20 protein-coding genes are annotated in these 18,331 nt (G+C 65.4%); 8 read left to right on the forward strand and 12 right to left on the reverse strand.

What is annotated here, in order from left to right:
* Nucleotides 1-1,002: acyl-CoA dehydrogenase family protein (locus ACTS1X_RS05040; RefSeq protein ID WP_442613289.1), on the reverse strand; the 1,002-nt coding region annotated here is incomplete at its 3' end.
* On the reverse strand, nt 999-2,399 hold the full coding sequence (locus tag ACTS1X_RS05045; RefSeq protein ID WP_442613290.1) for a phosphotransferase family protein: 1,401 nt from the start codon (nt 2,397-2,399) through the stop codon (nt 999-1,001). The genes ACTS1X_RS05040 and ACTS1X_RS05045, both read right to left, overlap by 4 nt.
* Before the next feature lie 91 nt (nt 2,400-2,490).
* Here ACTS1X_RS05045 and fabD point away from each other — a divergent pair, with 91 nt between their 5' ends.
* The 5 genes from fabD to mltG all read left to right on the forward strand — a co-directional run bounded on the left by fabD (nt 2,491) and on the right by mltG (nt 6,952).
* Nucleotides 2,491-3,426 carry an ACP S-malonyltransferase gene (gene fabD, locus ACTS1X_RS05050; RefSeq protein WP_442613291.1) on the forward strand — a complete coding sequence of 312 codons (936 nt, stop codon included), beginning with the start codon at nt 2,491-2,493 and terminating at the stop codon, nt 3,424-3,426.
* Between the two features lie 94 nt (nt 3,427-3,520).
* Nucleotides 3,521-4,258 (forward strand): 3-oxoacyl-ACP reductase FabG, encoded by a 738-nt coding sequence (gene fabG / locus ACTS1X_RS05055; protein WP_442613292.1) that lies wholly within the window; start codon nt 3,521-3,523, stop codon nt 4,256-4,258.
* A gap of 81 nt (nt 4,259-4,339) precedes the next feature.
* On the forward strand, nt 4,340-4,576 hold the full coding sequence (locus ACTS1X_RS05060) for an acyl carrier protein (protein ID WP_176868084.1): 237 nt from the start codon (nt 4,340-4,342) through the stop codon (nt 4,574-4,576).
* 135 nt (nt 4,577-4,711) lie between these two features.
* Nucleotides 4,712-5,968 carry a beta-ketoacyl-ACP synthase II gene (gene fabF, locus ACTS1X_RS05065; protein ID WP_442613293.1) on the forward strand — a complete coding sequence of 419 codons (1,257 nt, stop codon included), beginning with the start codon at nt 4,712-4,714 and terminating at the stop codon, nt 5,966-5,968.
* Between the two features lie 12 nt (nt 5,969-5,980).
* A complete protein-coding gene (gene mltG, locus ACTS1X_RS05070) occupies nt 5,981-6,952 on the forward strand; it encodes an endolytic transglycosylase MltG (RefSeq protein WP_442613294.1) in 972 nt (323 codons plus the stop codon).
* 3 nt (nt 6,953-6,955) lie between these two features.
* On the opposite strand, the gene ACTS1X_RS05075 is transcribed toward mltG, so the two are convergent.
* From ACTS1X_RS05075 to ACTS1X_RS05095, 5 genes are all read right to left on the reverse strand, one after another.
* Complete coding sequence (locus ACTS1X_RS05075) at nt 6,956-7,396, reverse strand: hypothetical protein (protein WP_442613295.1); 441 nt, start codon at nt 7,394-7,396, stop codon at nt 6,956-6,958.
* A gap of 82 nt (nt 7,397-7,478) precedes the next feature.
* Nucleotides 7,479-8,420: an N-acetyl-gamma-glutamyl-phosphate reductase gene (gene argC / locus ACTS1X_RS05080; RefSeq protein ID WP_442613296.1), complete on the reverse strand. Its 942-nt coding sequence runs from the start codon at nt 8,418-8,420 to the stop codon at nt 7,479-7,481.
* The gene (locus tag ACTS1X_RS05085) at nt 8,417-9,358 is read right to left on the reverse strand and encodes a C40 family peptidase (RefSeq protein ID WP_442613297.1); all 942 of its coding nucleotides are present in this window, start codon (nt 9,356-9,358) and stop codon (nt 8,417-8,419) included. The genes argC and ACTS1X_RS05085 overlap by 4 nt, the downstream gene beginning before the upstream one ends.
* Nucleotides 9,270-9,641, reverse strand: coding sequence for a MarR family transcriptional regulator (locus ACTS1X_RS05090; protein WP_442613298.1), 372 nt, complete (start codon nt 9,639-9,641; stop codon nt 9,270-9,272). Before ACTS1X_RS05090 ends, ACTS1X_RS05085 begins: the two co-directional genes overlap by 89 nt.
* Nucleotides 9,642-9,774: 133 nt before the next feature.
* Nucleotides 9,775-11,169, reverse strand: a complete 1,395-nt coding sequence (locus tag ACTS1X_RS05095) for a leucyl aminopeptidase family protein (RefSeq protein WP_442613299.1) — start codon at nt 11,167-11,169, stop codon at nt 9,775-9,777.
* 80 nt (nt 11,170-11,249) lie between these two features.
* Here ACTS1X_RS05095 and ACTS1X_RS05100 point away from each other — a divergent pair, with 80 nt between their 5' ends.
* Complete coding sequence (locus tag ACTS1X_RS05100; protein ID WP_442613300.1) at nt 11,250-11,819, forward strand: hypothetical protein; 570 nt, start codon at nt 11,250-11,252, stop codon at nt 11,817-11,819.
* Here the strand turns inward: ACTS1X_RS05100 and rimO are convergent.
* On the reverse strand, nt 11,816-13,165 hold the full coding sequence (gene rimO / locus ACTS1X_RS05105) for a 30S ribosomal protein S12 methylthiotransferase RimO (protein ID WP_442613301.1): 1,350 nt from the start codon (nt 13,163-13,165) through the stop codon (nt 11,816-11,818). The two genes, ACTS1X_RS05100 and rimO, sit on opposite strands and share 4 nt — an antisense overlap.
* 78 nt (nt 13,166-13,243) lie before the next feature.
* Here rimO and ACTS1X_RS05110 point away from each other — a divergent pair, with 78 nt between their 5' ends.
* Nucleotides 13,244-13,741 (forward strand): hypothetical protein, encoded by a 498-nt coding sequence (locus ACTS1X_RS05110; RefSeq protein ID WP_442613302.1) that lies wholly within the window; start codon nt 13,244-13,246, stop codon nt 13,739-13,741.
* A 38-nt stretch (nt 13,742-13,779) separates the two neighbouring features.
* Nucleotides 13,780-14,184: a DUF1761 domain-containing protein gene (locus ACTS1X_RS05115; protein WP_442613303.1), complete on the forward strand. Its 405-nt coding sequence runs from the start codon at nt 13,780-13,782 to the stop codon at nt 14,182-14,184.
* A gap of 6 nt (nt 14,185-14,190) precedes the next feature.
* Here ACTS1X_RS05115 and ACTS1X_RS05120 read toward each other — a convergent pair whose 3' ends face one another.
* From ACTS1X_RS05120 to serS, 4 genes are all read right to left on the reverse strand, one after another.
* Entirely contained in the window at nt 14,191-15,231 is a 1,041-nt protein-coding gene (locus ACTS1X_RS05120) for a potassium channel family protein (RefSeq protein ID WP_442613304.1), read from the reverse strand.
* The gene (locus ACTS1X_RS05125) at nt 15,231-16,283 is read right to left on the reverse strand and encodes a peptidoglycan DD-metalloendopeptidase family protein (RefSeq protein WP_442613305.1); all 1,053 of its coding nucleotides are present in this window, start codon (nt 16,281-16,283) and stop codon (nt 15,231-15,233) included. Before ACTS1X_RS05125 ends, ACTS1X_RS05120 begins: the two co-directional genes overlap by 1 nt.
* A gap of 77 nt (nt 16,284-16,360) precedes the next feature.
* A complete protein-coding gene (gene surE / locus ACTS1X_RS05130) occupies nt 16,361-17,125 on the reverse strand; it encodes a 5'/3'-nucleotidase SurE (protein ID WP_442613306.1) in 765 nt (254 codons plus the stop codon).
* On the reverse strand, nt 17,125-18,331 hold a 1,207-nt coding region (gene serS, locus ACTS1X_RS05135), incomplete at its 5' end, for a serine--tRNA ligase (protein WP_442613307.1). The genes surE and serS, both read right to left, overlap by 1 nt.

Here is an 18,331-nt window from a genome sequence, read left to right on the forward strand (position 1 = left end):
CTTGTAGATCAGCAGCCGGAGCATCTCGGTGTCGGTCTGCAGCTCGACCAGCGGAAACTGGATCGCCTGGTTGGTGGACAGCGGCTTGCCGAAGGGCTTGCGCTCTCCCGCATATTCCACCGATTCGTCGATGCAATATTGCGCCGCGCCGAGCGAGGAGGCGGCCTGGCGGATGCGGTTTTCGTGCACGAAATGCTGTGCGCAGGCGAGGCCCCATTCGGGATCGCCGAGGATCGCGTCGCCCGGCACCCAGACATCGGTCAGCGAGACCTTGGGATGATCGGTCGGCATGTTGAATGTCCACAGATATTCGCCGACCTCGAAGCCCGGCGCGTCGGCGGGCACGATGAAACAGGTGATGCCCTTCGCCGCACCGTCGTCGCCGCTCGTCCGCGCGAACACCATGCAATGGGTCGCGACATGGCTGCCGGTCGTCCACATCTTCTCGCCGTTGATCAGCCAGCCATCCACGCCATCGCGCGTCTCGGGCACGCCGCGCGTCTCCATATGGGTGGCGTCCGAGCCGTGCGCTTCCTCGGTCAGGCCGAAGGTCCAGCGCATCTTGCCTTCGAGCATCGCCGGAATGAAATCGCGCTTCTGTTCCGCGGTCCCGAAATCGCGGACCATCAGCGGCTGGACGAGATTGCCGACGATCGAGCTCTCGTTCTGCAGGTCGTTGTGCAGGCCGAGCCCTTTGGCGGCCAGATGCTCGCGGATCCGGGCCATGGCGAGGTTGGAGCCGTTCTTGCCGCCGAACTCCTCTGGCAATGCGAAGCGGTAATGGCCGGCGGCATCGGCACGACGCCGCATCTCCCCGAGCAGTTCCTCCCATTCCCTGCGCGGCAGGCCGTTATTGTCCCAATCGGTTCTGGCATGTTCGCGGCGATGGTCGAAAAAGCGGATATTGTCGTCCTGCCGTTCGAGCGGCTTGATTTCGGCCTCGATAAAGGCGTCGAGTTCGGCGAGATACTCCTCGATCTCCTGCGGAATTTCGAAACTCATGAGCGGCTCCATTGTTCGAGGGCGGCGGCGAGGCCGGGATATTTGGGCTGGTCGATCGACAGCCGTTCGAGCGCGGTCAGGCGCAGATGGGCGAGCAGGGCCGGGTCGGCGAGGGAGAGGCTGCCGTCGGCGAGGCCCTGGCGCAGTCCGTCGACCGTGAGGCCAAGGCCGTCGAGCCGCTCCTGCCGCCGCGCGGCGAATACCGGTCCGAATTCCGATTCGCGTTGCAGCATGCCCATCGCGTTCTTGGCGACGCGGGCCTGGAAAAGACCGCGGCCCCCGGCGTTCGGGATCACCTCGTCGCTGTTCCAGCCGATCAGTGCCTCGAGCAGTTCGCCGGCATGGGTTTCGCCGTCATGCGCGAGCGGCGCGGGCGGCCGCCATTCGAGCGTCCGGGATGCGCTTTCGCCGAGCATCGGATCGAACAGCAGCAACAGATCGACCTCGACCTCGCTCACCCGCCGCCCGATGACGACGCGTTCGAGGCTGCGGTCGCGGCCCGATCGCCAGATCTCGGTCATGCCGAGACAGCAGACGCCCCACCAGAGCATCGAGTAGACGAGCCAGAAATCGAAGCGCGCGCGATCGACCGGCGCGCCGCCGGCTTCGGCATAGGCCGCGAGAAAGGGCTCGATCTCGGCGAAACCCCCAACCGGTCTGTCATGTCGTGTGAACCGCCAGCTCGGCGTGCAGATATAAGCGAGATCCTGGGCCGGATCGCCGATATGGGCGAGCTCCCAGTCGAGAATCGCCGCGATGCCGTTCCCGTCGATCATCAGGTTGCCCATGCGGAAATCGCCGTGGAGAAGCCGGGGTTCTCCTGGCGCCGGAAGATGGTCCTCCAGCCAGCGCAGGGCGTGGTCAAACACCGGAATCGTCGCGCCGGAATTCCGGTAGCGCTGGCCGAGCTCGGCGAGCACGGCCGCCGTTTCGTCGCGCGGGATGTCCGCGGGCAGCCTGTCGAGCGGAACGGCATGGATTTTCGCCAGCTCGGCCGCGCACTGGCCGGCAAGCATTTTTTCCGCGTTCGCGAATTCGGGACGGCCGAGAATCTTGTGCGGCAAGGTTTCGCCCGCGATCCGCGCCATCAGATAGCCCTGGCCCATCCCGTCGTCCGGTTCGAGGATGCCGAGCATCGGCGGCGCGGCGATATCGCGGTCGCAGGCGAGCGCGATCAGCTGCGCTTCGCTCTCCATCGAAATGCGCGCCAGCTCGTCGCTGCGCTCGCCGCTGCCCGGCGCGCGGCGCAGCACGAGTTCCCGCCCGCCATAATCGAAGCCCCAGCTTTCCATGTTCGCGCCGCCCGTCAGCCGCCGGAGGCCGGCGATCTCGGCATCCTCTCCGAGCAGGCGCGCGCAAAAGGCGGCGAGCTGGGTTTCGAAGGCGGGGTCGGACATGGGTTGACGCTAGCGGCAACCGGACGGGCCTTCAACGCTTGCATCGCGATGCGGCGCTGCCTAGTCGGAACGCAAAGGACAGGGGTCTATCATGCGGGCATTCATCTTTCCGGGGCAGGGCAGCCAGGCCGTCGGCATGGGCTCGGCGCTTGCCGAGGCCAGCGCGGTGGCGCGCGAGACGTTCGAGGAGGTCGACGAGGCGCTGGGGCAAAATCTCTCCCAGCTGATGCGCGAAGGGCCGGAGGACGAGCTGACGCTGACCGAGAATGCCCAGCCCGCGATCATGGCGAACGCGATCGCGACGCTGCGGGTGCTGGAGAAGGAGGGCGGCATCACGCTCGCCGACACGGCCGATTTCGTCGCCGGGCACAGTTTGGGCGAATATACGGCGCTTTGCGCGGCCGGCGGTTTCGATCTCGCGACGACGGTGCGGCTGCTCAAGCGCCGCGGCCAAGCCATGCAGGCGGCCGTGCCGGTCGGCGAGGGCGCGATGGCGGTGTTTCTCGGCCTCGACTTCGACCCTGCGCAGGAAGTGGCCGAAGCGGCCGCCCAGGGCGAAGTCTGCGTGATCGCGAACGACAATGCGCCGGGCCAGATCGTGATTTCGGGGCACAAGGGCGCGGTCGACCGGGCCTGCGAAATGGCGAAGGAAAAAGGCGCGCGCCGGGCGATGCCGCTCGCCGTTTCGGCGCCCTTTCACTGCCCGCTGATGAAACCCGCGGCCGATGCAATGGAAGAGGCGCTCAGCGATGTCGAAATCCATCCACTTTCCGCGATGCTCTATGCCAATGTCACGGCTTCGGCGGTCGGCGAGCATGAGGCGATCCGCGGCCTGCTCGTCGAGCAGGTGACGGCCATGGTCCGCTGGCGCGAAAGCATCGCGGCGATGGCCGAAGAGGGGGTGAGCGAATTCATCGAGTTCGGCGGCAAGGTCGTCGCGCCGATGGTCAAACGGATTGCCCTGGACGCCGACCAGAAGAGCGTTGTCTCTATGGACGATATCGAGGCGCTGGCGAAGGCTTTGTAGCAACCCGTTAGCCCTGAGCTTGTCGAAGGGCGTTTCTCCGACGATAGACGTGCTTCGACAGGCTCAGCACCAACGGACTATTTCGAGAGGTAACATGTTCGATCTTTCTGGCAAAACCGCGCTGGTGACCGGCGCTTCGGGAGGCATCGGTTCGGCGATCGCCAAGGCGCTGGCGGCGCAGGGCGCGCGGGTGGCGTTATCCGGGACGCGCGAAGAGGCGCTCGAGGCGGTGGCGGCCGAAATCGGCGGCGATCCGGTGATCCTGCCGTGCAACCTGTCCGACCCGGAAGCCGTCGATGCGCTGATTCCGTCGGCGATCGAGGCGCTCGGCCAGCTCGATATCCTCGTCAACAATGCCGGCGTGACGCGCGACAATCTCGCGATGCGGATGAAGGACGAGGAATGGAGTGACGTCATCCGCATCAATCTCGAAGCCGCGTTCCGGCTGGCGCGGGCCGCGCTGCGCCCGATGATGAAGGCCAGGGGCGGGCGGATCATCTCGATCACCTCGGTCGTCGGCGCCACCGGCAACCCCGGACAGGCCAATTACGCCGCCTCCAAGGCCGGGCTCGTCGGCATGTCCAAGGCGCTCGCGCAGGAAGTGGCGAGCCGCGGGATCACGGTGAATTGCGTCGCCCCGGGCTTCATTCGCTCGGCAATGACCGACGAACTGCCAGAGGCGCAGAAAGAGGCGCTGATGACGCGGATCCCGGCCGGAAAGCTGGGCGAGGGCGAGGATATCGCCGCCGCCGTCGCCTATCTCGCATCGGACGAGGCCGCCTATATTACGGGCGAAACCTTGCATGTGAACGGCGGAATGGCGATGATATAGTTTGCCACGAGATGAACAGGCTTGCGCCAGAAAGCGCTGCCCTTTAGGAAAAACAGGAAACATAATAGTAAAGGACATTCCATGAGCGATACTGCCGATCGGGTGAAAAAGATCGTCACCGAGCATCTCGGCGTCGAGGCCGACAAGGTCACCGAAGACGCGGCCTTCATCGACGACCTGGGCGCGGACAGCCTCGATATCGTCGAGCTGGTGATGGCGTTCGAAGAGGAATTCGGCGTCGAAATTCCCGACGATGCCGCCGAGGATATCGCGACCGTCAAGGATGCGATCACCTATATCGAAAAACAGAACGCCTGATCGCGGTTGCGATACGGGAGCCCGGTCGGAGGACCGAGCCAGATGGATTAGAACGGCTCCCCGGTCCGATACCCGGGGGGCCGTTTTGCTGTTATCGGGTCCGTCCACCGGACCTTGAACGAGGGAGGCACTGAGATGCGCCGTGTAGTTGTCACCGGACTGGGATTGGTCACGCCGCTCGGCGGCGATGTGGAGACCAGCTGGAAGAACCTGACCGCCGCAAAGTCCGGCGCGGGTCAGATCACGCGATTCGACGCGTCCGACCAGAAATGCACGATCGCCTGCGAAGTGAAGCCGGCAGATCATCCGGACGGTTTCGATCCGGGCCTGCGTGTCGACCACAAGGTCCAGCGCCAGGTCGATCCCTTCATCATCTACGGTATCGACGCCGCGGGTCAGGCAATCGAGGATGCCGGGCTCACCGATATGAGCGAAGAGGATCGGTTGCGTGCCGGTTGTTCGATCGGATCGGGAATCGGCGGACTTCCGGGCATCGAAAGCGAATCCTTGTTGCTCGCCGAGCGGGGGCCGGGACGGGTCAGCCCGCACTTCGTCCATGGTCGTCTGATCAACCTTATTTCCGGCCAGGTCAGCATCAAATACGGGCTGATGGGCCCAAACCACGCCGTCGTCACCGCCTGCTCGACCGGCGCTCATTCGATCGGCGATGCGGCGCGGATGATAGCCGCGGACGATGCCGATGTGATGCTCGCCGGCGGTTCGGAATGCGCGATCTGTCCGATCGGCATCGCGGGCTTCGCGCAGGCCAAGGCGCTGTGCACCGACCGCAACGACGAGCCCGAAAAGGCCAGTCGCCCCTATGATCGCGATCGCAGCGGCTTCGTGATGGGTGAAGGCGCGGGTGTCGTGGTGCTCGAGGAATATGAGCGGGCCAAGGCGCGCGACGCGACCATCTATGCCGAAGTCGTCGGCTACGGCCTGTCGGGCGATGCCTATCACGTCACCGCACCGCATCCCGAAGGTCTCGGCGCCTATCGCTCGATGGAGATGGCGCTGCGCAAGGCCGGCATGGAGCCGGGCGATATCGACTATATCAACGCCCACGGCACCTCGACCATGGCCGATCTCATCGAGCTCGATGCGGTGAAGCGGCTGTTCGGCGATGCCGCCCATTCGCTGTCGATGAGCTCGACCAAATCGGCGATCGGCCATCTGCTCGGCGGCGCCGGGGCGGTGGAGTCCATCTTCTGCATTCTCGCCATCCGCGACCAGATCGTCCCGCCCACCCTGAACCTCGACAATCCCGAGGATGGCACGGAGGGAATGGACCTGGTCCCGCTCGAAGCGAAGGAGCGCGAAGTGAAGGCCGTGCTCAACAACAGTTTCGGCTTCGGCGGAACCAATGCCAGCCTCGTGATGCGAGCCGTCTAGGGAAACAGTGTAATGCGTAAGCTCGGTTGTCTGGGGCTCATTGTTGCGGGGTTGCTGATCGCCGGTGTGGTTGTCGCGCTGCGTGCCTGGGGCGGCGAAGGGCCGCTCGAAGAACCGGTCGCCGTGACGATCGAGGACGGCGCGACGCTGACCGACGCCGCGCGGACGCTGGAAGAGGCCGGCGTGATCCGCTCGCAAAGCCGGTTCCTGCTGTTCGCGCGGTTCCTGGGCAGCGCGGCGCCGATCCGGACGGGCGAGTATGAAATGCCGGCCCGCGTCAGCCAGTCCGAAGCCTTGCGCATCCTGCAGGAGGAGCCGCCGATCCAGCGGTTCGTCACGATCCCCGAAGGCATGCCCGCGGTGCTCGTCCATGAGCGGTTGATGGCGACCGAGTTTCTGACCGGCGAGATACCCGTTCCCGAGGAAGGATCGGTCCTGGCCGACAGCTATGCCTATGAGCGCGGCGAAAGCCGGGCCGACGTGCTGGCGCGCATGCAGCTCGCGCTCGACGAGGAACTGGCCGCGCTCTGGGCGGCGCGGAGCAACGACATTGCCGTTTCGACGCCCGAAGAGGCGATCATCCTCGCCTCGATCGTCGAGAAGGAAACGGCGGAGCCCTCGGAACGTCCGCTGATCGCCGGCGTCTATTCGAACCGGCTGCGGATCGGGATGCGGCTCCAGGCCGATCCGACGATCATCTATCCGATCACGCAAGGGCGGGCGCTGGGCCGCCGCATCCGCCGTTCGGAGATCGACGCGCGCAATGACTACAATACCTACGCGATGGCCGGCCTGCCGCGCGGCCCGATCGCCAATGTCGGGCGCGAGGCTATCGAAGCGGTGCTCAATCCGGCCGAAACCGACGCGCTATTCTTCGTCGCCGACGGCAGCGGCGGGCATGTCTTCGCCGAAACCTACAGCGAGCATCGCGAGAATGTCGAACGCTGGTACGAACTGCGCAGGCAGCGCGGCGAGATGGATTAGCGCCTAGCGCAGCCAGCCGCGCCGGATCCCGTTCCGCGCATACCAAATCTGGAACATGCCGACGATCACGACGATGATCGGAAAGATTGCGGCGGATATGGGCATGATATCGAGATAGCCGCTCAGGAAGAATGTCCAGAAGTGCTGAGCCAGGACCGCGATCAGCGACACGATAAACAGCGTGCGGGCCCATGATTTGCGCGCGAGAAGGCCGATCGCGCCGCCCAGTCCTCCGAACACTGCGATCGCGAAGGCGCCAGTAACCCATCCCGGCGTCGACTGGAAAATGGCAAGCTCGGCGGCGGACAGGCTGGTGGCGAGCTGTTCGGCCGATGCCGTGGTCAGCATTACATATTGAAACACGCCGATCGCATTCCACACGAGTATGACGATCGATATCGCCCAGAACGATCCGGGCGGCTTTCTGCTCAAAACCTTGTTCACGGCGATCCCCATCAATTATGTTATGCGCGGGCCTTAGCCGATTCGGCCAAAAATGTGAATAAACTGGGGATAACTCTGGTGATTAAAACCGCAAACCGGAATATTCCTCGAATCCGGCCATCAGGTTGAGATTCTGGACGGCGGCGCCCGCCGCGCCTTTTCCGAGATTGTCGAGTATGGCGCACAAACGGATCTGGCCGGCATCGGGATTGGCGAAGACCATGATGTCCATCCGGTCGGTCCCGGCGCACCGTTCGATCCGGACGAAATCGAGCGCGCCGGTTTCGGCCTCGTCGAGGACGGTTATGAGGGCGCTGTCGGCATAATGGTTCTGCAGGGCCGCGCGGATGTCTTCGGGCGCCGTTCCGTGGCGCAGCTGCGCGAGATGCAGGGGAATCTCGACGAGCATGCCGCGATGGAGATTGGCGACGGACGGCGAGAATAACGGCGGACTGTCGAGGCCGCTATGCGCCTGCATCTCCGGGAGATGCTTGTGCCGGAGGGGCAGGGCATAGTTGCGAAAGGCCGTATCGGCGGCCCCGCTTTCGAACTCCTCGATCATCGCGCGGCCGCCGCCCGAATAGCCGGACGTCGCGTTGACGCTGATCGCGGCGTCGGGCGGCAGGATACCGGCGATCACCAGCGGATGGGTCAGCGCGATGAACGTCTGGGCATAGCAGCCCGGATTGGCGACATGCCCGCTCTTCGCGATCGCGTCGCGATGGCCCGGTTCCCATTCGGGAAAGCCATAGGTCCAGTCCGGCGCCGTGCGGTGGGCGGTCGAGGCGTCGATGATCCGCGTGTCGGCGCCATCGAGCATCGCCACCGCCTCCCGCGCCGCCTCGTCGGGCAGGCACAGGATGGCGATATCCGCGCTGCGCAGCGCGTCGACGCGCGCATCGGCATCCTTGCGCCGGTTGTCGTCGAGCACGATCGACGCGATTTCCGGCCGGTCGGCGATCCGGTCGCGAATCTCCAGCCCCGTCGTTCCGTGGCCGCCATCGATGAAAACGGAGGTTGTCATCCGGCGATCCTGCGGCGGGCGAGCACCGGCGCGTCGTGCTTTTCGGCAATCCGCGCGATCACCTCGGCCAATGGTTCGGTGCAGGTTTTGCCATTGTGACCGCTGGCATGGATCAGCGTTTCCCCATCGACCATCAGCCCCACATGCTCGGGGAAGAAGATGAGGTCGCCGCGGCGGAGTTCGGCTTCGTCGGCAAGCGGTTCGCCGGCCGAGGCCTGTTGGAGGTCGCTGTCGCGCTCGAGCCGGTGGCCGGCCATCCCGAACGAAAGTTGCACGAGCCCCGAGCAGTCGATGCCCTTGGCGCTGCGTCCGCCGAGCAGATAGGGTGCGTCGATCAGCATCTCCGCGACCGCGACCGGATCGCCGGCATGATCGTCTATCATCCGCACATCGGCGAGCGGAACGGAACCGTTTTCGGTCACCAGCCGGTCGCCGTCGGCCGTGCCGGCGATCCGGGCGCCCAGGAACAGTGTGGCCGATGCCCCGTCGGCCCGTCCGGCGGCTAGGGATGTGGAAACGGCCGAGACGATATGCGTCGCCTCGCCGGCCGCAACCAACGCGTCCGTGCGCAGGAAGCCGACGAAATGGTCGTGCAGGCCATAGCCCCAGGCCCAGCCGTCGATCGTATCGAGAAGGGCGAAGCCTTCGCCGTACAGCAGTTGCGATCCGAGTTCGCTGGTTTCCGAGGGGTCGGCGTAGAGGTTGACGACCGAAAGCCCGATGCGCCGCGCCACCGGTGCGACATAGTGCGGCAGCGCGATCCGGTCGGCGAGGGCGATATCGGCGATATCGTCGCGATAGGCGTGGATGCGCGGATCGAGATCGACGGTCGTCGATCGCAGCGCGAAACTAGGCCGCGCTGGCGCTTTCGAAACGTCGTGTGCTGCCGTTGCTGCCGGCTGGCCGGTCTTGGCCGATGAGTTTTTCGAACCGTTCAAGAAAACGCGCCCCAGTTGATGTCTGCGCGATGAAGATGTTGCGGCGGTCGCTTTCATCGCGTTCGCGTCGCAGATAGCCGAGGGCGGAGAGGGTATTCAAGGCGCGAGTCACAACCGGCTTGGAAACCTGCAGCTTTTCCGCAAGGCCGCGCACGGTGTGCGGGCCCGGACTGGCGTAGATGAGCAGCAACAGCGCCATCTGGCGATTGCTGAGATCGGGCTCTCCGGAGTGGACGTACCCGATCAGTGCATTCATCCATTTTCCAAGCGCGTCGCTCGGCATGGCAAGCTCCTTCCGTACCGGCCGCATTTCAGGCGGCTCAATATACGGTTAACGCCCGAGGCGGGGGATGGTTTCATCGCCGTCCCCATCTTGTGCCGAAACGATCACACAACACATTGATTTTCCGGAATATTCAGGTTTTCGGATAGCGGTTTTTCAGGACTTCCCAATGGGCCCGAACCCCGAGCGCTTCGCCGCCTTTGGGCCGTCCCGGCTTGGCGGCGTTGCGCCAGGCGAAAGTGTCGAGATGCGTCCAGACTGTGCCGTTTTCGACGAAGTTGCGCAGGAAAAGGGCGGCGGTCGACGCCCCGGCCATCGCCACGGACGAACTGTTGTTGAGATCGGCAACCGGCGATTTCAGCCATTCGTCATAGCCGTCCCATAGCGGCAGTCTCCATACCGGATCGTCGACGGCCATGCCGGCCTCGGCGATTTCGCTCGCGAGCGCTTCATCGTTCGTGAACAGCGCGGGAAGGTCCGGACCGAGCGCGGTCCGCGCCGCGCCGGTCAGAGTCGCGAAATCGATCAGCAGTTCGGGATGGTCCTCGCAGGCCTTGCTCAGCGCGTCGCCGAGGATGAGCCGTCCCTCCGCATCCGTGTTCCCGATCTCGACGCTGAGCCCCTTGCGGCTCGCAAGAATATCGCCGGGGCGGAATGCGTTGCCGGAAATCGCGTTTTCCACGGCCGGGATCAGCAGGTGCAACCGGATGGGCAGTTTGCGCTCCATGACGAGGCCGGCGAGCGCCAGCGCGTGGGCGGCGCCGCCCATATCCTTCTTCATCCAGCGCATCCCGGCCGCACCCTTGATATCGAGGCCGCCGGAATCGAAGCAGACGCCCTTGCCGACGATCGCGATCCGCGGATTCTCGATGCTGCCCCAGTGCAGCTCGATCAGGCGCGGCGCGCGGTCGGTGGAAGCCGCCCGGCCGACAGCGTCGATCATCGGGTAGCCTTCGGTCAGCTCGGTGCCCGAAACGACGGACATTTCGGCGCCATGGCGCGTCGCGATCTCCTCGGCGGCTTCCTGCAGCTCGGCCGGACCCATGTCTCCGGCCGGAATGTTCACCAGGGTGCGGACGAGGTCGGTGGCATCGGCCAGCGCGACCAGTTCCTCGATCGCCGCCGGTTTCGAGGTCAGCAATATCTTCGGTCCGGTCGCCTCCGGTTCCTGCTTGTACCGGTCGAAGCGATACTGGGCGCAGAGCCAGCCGAACGCGGCCCGACCCGGATCGCCCTCGGCCAGCCGATAGGTGCCAGCGGGGAGCGTTTCGGCCGCCGTCGCCAGGCACCAGCTCGTCAGCTTGTCCGGATTCGTCACGCCGATGGCCGCGGACCATGCGTCCGGAGTGTCGCCGGTGACGATGGCGACTTCGCCCTCTTTCCCGCCAAAGCCCTGCGCCTTCATCGATTGGCGTTCGCGGTCGGGCAGGGCCTTGAACCAGTCGTCGAAGCCGTCGGCATGGACGAGGTGGAGGGTCTGGGCGGTCTGGCCCTTGTCGGGCTGGAGCATGGCGGCATATTCGGTCATAATGGGAGCCTTAGACAGAAGCGGCCGCAAACGCCAAGGCCGTTTGCACGGCGTTTCGGGGAGGGGCCATGCCGATATCCATGATCAGAAACATCATCATCCTGCTCGCCGCGGGCCTGCTTGCCGCCTGCTCGATGCAGGGCATGATCGAGACGATGACCTCGGAAGAGGATCGGGCGATGGCGCAGGAGTTTGTCGACAATATCCGCAACCGGAACGGCGCGGGCCTCGAAGCGATGGTCGATCCGGATCTGTGGAAGAGCAGCGCCGAGCAGTTCGCCGAGGCCGCCGAGCTGTTTCCCGACGGCGAGGGCGAGACACGGATCACCTCCTACAGCATGAACAGCAACGGGCTCGGCGACAATGCGCGCACCGAAAAGGATTTCACCCTCGTCACCACCGATGAACGCCACTGGACGACGACGCGGTTCTCGACCTTGCAGCAGGGCGGCGATCCGGTGATCACGTCCTGGAGCGTCGAAGGGTCGGGCGAGCCACCGGCCGATCTCGAAGTGATGGAAAATATCGGCACGGTGTTCATGTGGGCCGGGATCGTCGCGCTGTTGATCTTCGTCGGGATTGTCGCCCTGATCGTCTGGCTCGTGCGCCGGTCCAGACGGAAAGACAGGGAACGCGCGGGGATTTCCTAGGCGCCGACCGGAACGCCAAACAGATCGTGTGCGTCGGCGTCTTCGATCTCGACCTGGACGATATCGCCGGGCGTGAGGGCGCTGGTGTCGCGCAGATGGACCTCGCCGTCGATTTCGGGCGCGTCGGCCTGTGAGCGGCCGGTCGCGCCGCCGTCCTCATCCACCAGGTCGATGATGACTTTCTGTTCCGTGCCGATCTTGGCCCGGAGTTTGGCTGCCGAGATCGTCGCGCATTTCTCCATCAGCCGGTCGTAGCGCTCTTCCTTGACCTCCTCGGGCACGGCATCGGGCAGCGCGTTGGCGCGCGCGCCTTCGACCGGCTCGTACCGGAAGGCGCCGACCCGATCGAGCTGGGCTTCGTCGAGCCAGTCGAGCAGATACCGGAAATCCTCCTCGGTCTCGCCCGGAAAGCCGGTGATGAAGGTCGAGCGGATGGTCAGCTCGGGGCAGATGTCCCGCCATTTCCCGATGCGTTCGAGCACCTTCGCCTCGTTGGCCGGGCGGCGCATCGCCTTGAGAATCTTCGGCGAGGCGTGCTGGAAGGGAATGTCGAGATAGGGCGTGACCAGCCCCTCGGCCATCAGCGGAATGACCTGGTCGACATGCGGATAGGGGTAGACATAGTGGAGCCGCACCCAGATCTCGTTGTCCGGCGTGCCGAGCCTGCCCAGTTCGCGCGCCAGATCGGTCATGTGGGCGCGGACCTGGCCATCCTTCCACGGCCATTCGCCATGGCGGATATCGACGCCATAGGCCGATGTGTCCTGGCTGATGATCAGCAATTCCTTCGTCCCGGCCGCGACCAGCTTTTCGGCCTCGCGCAGCACCGCGTCCGGCCGGCGGCTGACCAGATCGCCGCGGATCGAGGGGATGATGCAGAAGGCGCAGCGATGGTTGCAGCCCTCGGAAATCTTCACATAGCTGTAATGGCGCGGCGTCAGCTTGAGGCCGGTTTCGGGAACCAGATCGACATAGGGGGAGGGCGGCATCGGCGCCGCCTCGTGCACCGCGCCGACGACCTCCTCATATTGCTGGGGCCCCGAAACGGCGAGGACGTCCGGGAAGCGTTCGCGGATGACATCCGCCTCCTTGCCCATGCACCCGGTCACGATGACGCGGCCGTTTTCGGCGATCGCCTCGCCGATCGCCTCGAGGCTTTCCTCCTTCGCGCTGTCGAGAAAGCCGCAGGTGTTGACGAGCACGACGTCCGCGCCTTCGAAATCGGGCGACAGGCCGTAGCCGTCCGAACGCAGCTTGGTGAGGATGCGTTCGCTGTCGACCAGCGCCTTGGGGCAGCCGAGCGAAACCATGCCGACCTTGGGCGGAGTGGGAAGACGCGTTGCCATGATCGGGCGCGACATAGGGATTTCGGCGGAGATTGTCATCCCAATTGTCTTTGACTAGTCCGCCGCATGGAGGCACGGATGGACATAATAATCGCCAAGGGAACCGACCGGGACTGGCTGACCGTCCTGCGCGACGACGGCTCCGAGGCGCGGCTGACCTTTCCGAAAAAGGGGCCGGTCCCGCATGACGCGATCCACTATTTTGTCGAGCGGGGATGCGGCTTCGCCGAAGGTTTCTGGGGGTCCGTCGCCGGCGGTCGCGATCCGGAATCGATCCAGGACATGGCCAAGCAGGCTGGCCATGCCAGCGCCAAGCGTCTGCGCCGACCCGACGAGGCGATCGTCGAGCTGCTGCAGGCCGAGCGGCTGGTCGAATGCTTCGAGGCGGCGCTGTGGGGCGACGATCTCGACTCGGCCGCCTTTCGGGCCGTCTACCGGACCGCCTGCGAGGCGTCGGCGGTGCCGGCGCCCGCGTTGAGCGACGAACGGATCGCCGCCATTTTCGAAGATTTGCAGTCCTTTGCCGAGGACTGGGATGCCCTGCCGGTCGGAGAGTCGATCAAACTGGATTGGTAGTATAGCATCATGCCGAAATATCAGGGGGAGAACGGACAATGGAATTCTACGCGGAAAACGGGCTGGCGATCATCGCCGCCGCAGCGGCCGGCTTTATCGTCGGCGGCATCTGGTACGGCCCGGTCATGGGCCGGACATGGATGGGCGCGGTGGGCCTCACCGAAGAGGACGTCAAATCCGGCAATATGGGTCTGATCTACGGCACGACCTTCCTGCTCAGCCTGGTCGCGTCGACGACCCTCGCGCATCTGCTGACCTATTTCCCCGGAGCGCCGCTCGGGACGGTCGTGCTGATCGCGGTCGGCGTCGCCGCCGGCTTCATCGTCCCGGCGATCGGCACCAACTATCTGTTCTCGCAGAAAAGCCGGACGCTGTTCCTGATCGACGCGGCCTACTGGCTGCTATTCTATGCCGCGATGGGGCTGGTCCACGCGCTGCTGTAGCCGGGTCTATTCGTCGTCGGGCTTCCCGACGATTTCGACGATCAGGTCGCCCTCGAGGATCTGCTTGGCTTCCTCTTCCCAGAAGCCATAGGGCTTGCCGTTGCGATAGATGCGGACGCCGAGTCCGGTCTGGATCGCGCCCAGGGGCAGGCCTTCCTCCATGTGCGTCGCCATGCGTTCGCGCAGCGCGACGCGGCCCGTCGCCGAGGCCAGGTCGGCCATATAGTCCGAGATATGCGGGCCGTGGCAGGAGCCGGCGAGCAGGAGCCCGGCGAAGCTGACCGGGTTGATGACGTTGCTCGCGCCGGCCTGGCGGGCGAGCTGCTCGTTGTCCGAAGCGCGCACGAGTACGCTGATCGCGAGCTTGGGCGCCAGCGCGCGGGCGGTCAGCACCACGAGGATCGAGGTATCGTCGCGGCCGGCGGACACGATCATCGAGCGCGCGCGCGCCACGCGCACCTGGTTGAGCGTCTTGTCGCGCGAGGCGTCACCCTCCATCACGTTGCAGCCGCGTTTTTCTGCCGCTTCGAGGCGGCCATGGTCCTGATCGATCACGACGATCTCGGACGGGTCGATGCCGCGTTCGAGCAATTCGTCCACGGCCTCCGACCCGCTGATGCCGAACCCCGCGACCACGATATGGTTATGGAGATTCTTCTGGATGATGCTCATGCGCCACCTTTCCCAAGTTCGCTTCAGCACGAAATCATACGCCGTACCGACAAATATCAGAATCACGAATATCCGCAGCGGAGTCACGATCAGCGCGTCGAACATACGCGCGCGATCGGTCACCGGCGTGATGTCGCCATAGCCGGTGGTCGTGATGCTTATCATCGTGAAATAGACGACGTCGCTGAAGCTGACATTGCCGTCCACGGAATCGACAAGCCCTTCGCGGTCGAACCAGTGAACGGCAACCGCGATGCCGATCAGCCCCACGACGGCGCCCACGCGCAGCCACAGCGACCCCCAACGCGAAAAGCCGCTCTTGCGCCGGAGTTCTCCGTTCCGGTCGGACGGGGGTTGGCGGTTCGGCCCGACCATCAGCTCAGATCCGGCAGATGCTGCGCCGGATCGACCGGCTGGCGGTTGCGGCGGATTTCGAAGTGGAGCTGCGGCTGGTCGACCTGGCCGGTGGCGCCAGCGCGGGCGATCATCTGGCCGCGCTCGACGCGCTGCCCGCGCGCGACCTGCAGATCTTCCATATTGCCATAGGCGGTGATCCAGCCATCGCCATGGTTGAGCAGAACCAGCCCCCCATGCACCTGGATTTCGTCGCCCGCATACAGGACGACGCCGTCGGCCGCGGCAAGGACGGGTGTGCCGCGCCGCGCGGCAATGTTGATGCCGTTATTGCGCTGTCCCGCTCCGTTGTTGCCGAACGGGGCGAGGATGGTGCCGGTCAGCGGCCAGCCGAAGCGTCCGGTAAAATTGGCTGGCGAGCGTACCGCCGCATCGGCCGGCAGAACCTGTCGGGCGGTTCGCACGGGCGGCGAGGCCTCTTCATTCTCCGCCAGCGCCGGTTCGCCGCCGGTGACGATATCGTCGATATCGAGGTCGAAGGCGGCGGCCCTCTGTTCGCGCGTCATCGCGGCGACGGCTGTCCGGCTCGGCAGCAGGATACGCTGACCGGCGCGCAGGATATAGGGTTCTTCGAGGTCGTTCAGCGTCACCACCTGCGACCAGTCGACCCCGTAGCTCCGGGCGATGCCGATGCCGGTCTCCCCCCGCCGGACCTCGTGGTAGCGGCCCGCCGGGATGTCGAGCCGTTGGCCCGGACGGATGACATAGGGCGGCGCGATGTCGTTGGCGCGCGCGATCGCTTCGACGCTGGCGCCGGTGCGCCGGGCGATCCCGCTCAACGTGTCGCCCGCGCGCACGGTGTAGCGCGTCGCGTCGATCTCGACCGCGTTGGCGGCAACGGTCTGGGTCTGCCAGCTCGGCGCGGGTGCGGGCGGCGGCGGGGCCGGACGGGCGGCCGGCGGGCGCGATGCGGTGCGCGGGCCGGAGGGAGCGGGGATGCAGGCGCTAAGCATGAGCGCCGAAAACGAAAGCGCCAAGGCCGGGGGCAGCATCCATGGGCTTTGCGCGCGCATCCAGCGCTCTTACCACGAAATTCGCGGCTTTCCAGAGCGTAGCCCCGGACGGTGTCGAACAATTCGGCATCGCGGGCTCAGTCGAAAATAGCGCCAAGGGCGTTCAGCGATTCACGATGGGTCATATCGAGATGCAGCGGCGAGACGGCGATGTAACCGTCCTCGATCGCTTCGAGATCGGTCGAATGTTCGGGCGTGCCGACCATCGGGCCGAGTCCGAACCAGTAATAGGGAAAGCCGCGTGGGTCCCGGTTCTCGATGATCTGGAGGCGGCCGTAATCGCGCATGCCCTGGCTGACCGTGCGGATGCCGCGCACCGCGTCCGGCGCGCGGGCCGGGAAGTTGATATTGACGAGGGTGCGCGGCGGGAAACGGTAGTCGCGCAGCTTGTCGAGGACCCGGCCGCCCCATTCGCGCGCGGCGGAGAAGGGGACGTCGTCGCCCTTGGCGTCCGGGCCGTAGGTCTGGCTGAGCGCGACCGACGGCACGCCGGCGAGCGCCCCTTCCATCGCCGCCGAGACGGTGCCCGAATAGGTGACGTCCTCGGCGAGATTGGCGCCCCGGTTCACGCCGGAAAGGAGGAGGTCTGGCGGATGGTCCTTCATCACCCGGTTGATGCCCATCATCACCGCGTCGGTCGGCGTGCCGGTCACCGAATAGCGGCGTTCCCCCAGCTCGCGCAGCCGCAGCGGCGCGGTCAGGGTCAGCGAATGGCCGGCGCCCGACTGTTCTTCCGCCGGCGCGACGACCCAGATATCGTCGCTGAGCGTCGCGGCGATCTCTTCGAGGACGGCGAAGCCCGGCGCGTTGATGCCATCGTCATTGGTCAGCAATATGCGCATCAGCGGGCGGGCTCCAGACGGTCGAGGCCGTTCATATAGGGGCGCAACGCCTCGGGCACGACGACCGATCCGTCGGCCTGCTGGTAGTTTTCGAGAATCGCGACGATCATACGGCCGACGACCAGTCCGGAACCGTTGAGCGTGTGGACGAAGCGCGTGCCCTTCGTCTCGCCCTCGGGACGGTAGCGCGCGTTCATCCGCCGCGCCTGGAAATCGCGGCAGGTCGAACAGCTCGAGATTTCCCGGTACGTGTCCTGACCGGGCAGCCAGACTTCGAGGTCGTAGGTGCGCGCCGCGCCGAAACCGAGATCGCCGGTCGAGAGGTTCATCCGGCGGAAGGGCAGTTCGAGCAGGGCGAGCACGTCTTCGGCGCAGGCCGTCATCCGCTCATGCTCGGCTTCCGACGTGTCGGGCGTCGTGATCGATACCATTTCGACCTTCTCGAACTGGTGCTGGCGGATATAGCCGCGCGTGTCGCGCCCGGCCGATCCGGCTTCGGAGCGGAAGCAGCTGGTCAGCGCCACGAAGCGCAGGGGCAGGGTTTCCTCGGCGAGAATCTCCTCGCGCACGATGTTCGTCAGGCTGACCTCGGCGGTCGGGATCAACCAGCGCCCGTCGGTCGTCTTGAAGGAATCCTCCGCGAATTTCGGCAGTTGGCCGGTGCCGAACATGCTGTCCTCGCGGACGAGCAGCGGCGGCATCGCCTCCTCATAACCATGGTCGGCCGTCAGTACGTCGAGGCCGAACTGGCCGAGCGCGCGGTGCAGTCTCGCGACGGGGCCGCGGACCATGGTGAAGCGCGCGCCCGCGACTTTCGCGCCGGTCTCGAAATCGAGGCCGAGCGGCTGGCCGAGATCGACATGATCCTTCGCGGGAAAATCGAATGCGGGCGGTTCGCCGACCCGTTTCAGCTCGATATTGTCGTCTTCATCCTCGCCAGGGGGCACGTCGTCGGCCGGCAGATTGGGGAGGCCCGAAAGGCGGACGTCGATTTCGATCGCGATATCGCGCTGCCGGTCCTCGATCTCGGGAAGGCGTTTCTTGAGTTCGCCGACTTCCGCCATCAATGCCCGGGCCGTGTCCCCGTCGCCCTGGGCCTTGGCCTGGCCGATCATTTTCGACGCTTCGTTGCGGCGCGCCTGGCCCGTCTGCAACTCCGTCAGGAGCTCGCGATTGCGTTCGTCCAAGGCGAGGATCTCGGCGGCT

Origin of the sequence: Parasphingopyxis sp., assembly GCF_052168275.1 — a bacterium.
Taxonomy (GTDB): Bacteria; Pseudomonadota; Alphaproteobacteria; order Sphingomonadales; family Sphingomonadaceae; genus Parasphingopyxis.

Bases quoted from the DNA above. Each gene is read 5' to 3' on its own strand.
- ACTS1X_RS05045 (WP_442613290.1), bottom strand. From the start codon at position 2,399: ATGTCCGACCCCGCCTTCGAAACCCAGCTCGCCGCCTTTTGCGCGCGC.
- fabD (WP_442613291.1), top strand. From the start codon at position 2,491: ATGCGGGCATTCATCTTTCCGGGGCAGGGCAGCCAGGCCGTCGGCATG.
- fabG (WP_442613292.1), top strand. From the start codon at position 3,521: ATGTTCGATCTTTCTGGCAAAACCGCGCTGGTGACCGGCGCTTCGGGA.
- ACTS1X_RS05060 (WP_176868084.1), top strand. From the start codon at position 4,340: ATGAGCGATACTGCCGATCGGGTGAAAAAGATCGTCACCGAGCATCTC.
- fabF (WP_442613293.1), top strand. From the start codon at position 4,712: ATGCGCCGTGTAGTTGTCACCGGACTGGGATTGGTCACGCCGCTCGGC.
- mltG (WP_442613294.1), top strand. From the start codon at position 5,981: ATGCGTAAGCTCGGTTGTCTGGGGCTCATTGTTGCGGGGTTGCTGATC.
- argC (WP_442613296.1), bottom strand. From the start codon at position 8,420: ATGACAACCTCCGTTTTCATCGATGGCGGCCACGGAACGACGGGGCTG.
- ACTS1X_RS05090 (WP_442613298.1), bottom strand. From the start codon at position 9,641: ATGCCGAGCGACGCGCTTGGAAAATGGATGAATGCACTGATCGGGTAC.
- ACTS1X_RS05095 (WP_442613299.1), bottom strand. From the start codon at position 11,169: ATGACCGAATATGCCGCCATGCTCCAGCCCGACAAGGGCCAGACCGCC.
- ACTS1X_RS05100 (WP_442613300.1), top strand. From the start codon at position 11,250: ATGATCAGAAACATCATCATCCTGCTCGCCGCGGGCCTGCTTGCCGCC.
- rimO (WP_442613301.1), bottom strand. From the start codon at position 13,165: ATGGCAACGCGTCTTCCCACTCCGCCCAAGGTCGGCATGGTTTCGCTC.
- ACTS1X_RS05110 (WP_442613302.1), top strand. From the start codon at position 13,244: ATGGACATAATAATCGCCAAGGGAACCGACCGGGACTGGCTGACCGTC.
- ACTS1X_RS05115 (WP_442613303.1), top strand. From the start codon at position 13,780: ATGGAATTCTACGCGGAAAACGGGCTGGCGATCATCGCCGCCGCAGCG.
- ACTS1X_RS05120 (WP_442613304.1), bottom strand. From the start codon at position 15,231: ATGGTCGGGCCGAACCGCCAACCCCCGTCCGACCGGAACGGAGAACTC.
- ACTS1X_RS05125 (WP_442613305.1), bottom strand. From the start codon at position 16,283: ATGCGCGCGCAAAGCCCATGGATGCTGCCCCCGGCCTTGGCGCTTTCG.
- surE (WP_442613306.1), bottom strand. From the start codon at position 17,125: ATGCGCATATTGCTGACCAATGACGATGGCATCAACGCGCCGGGCTTC.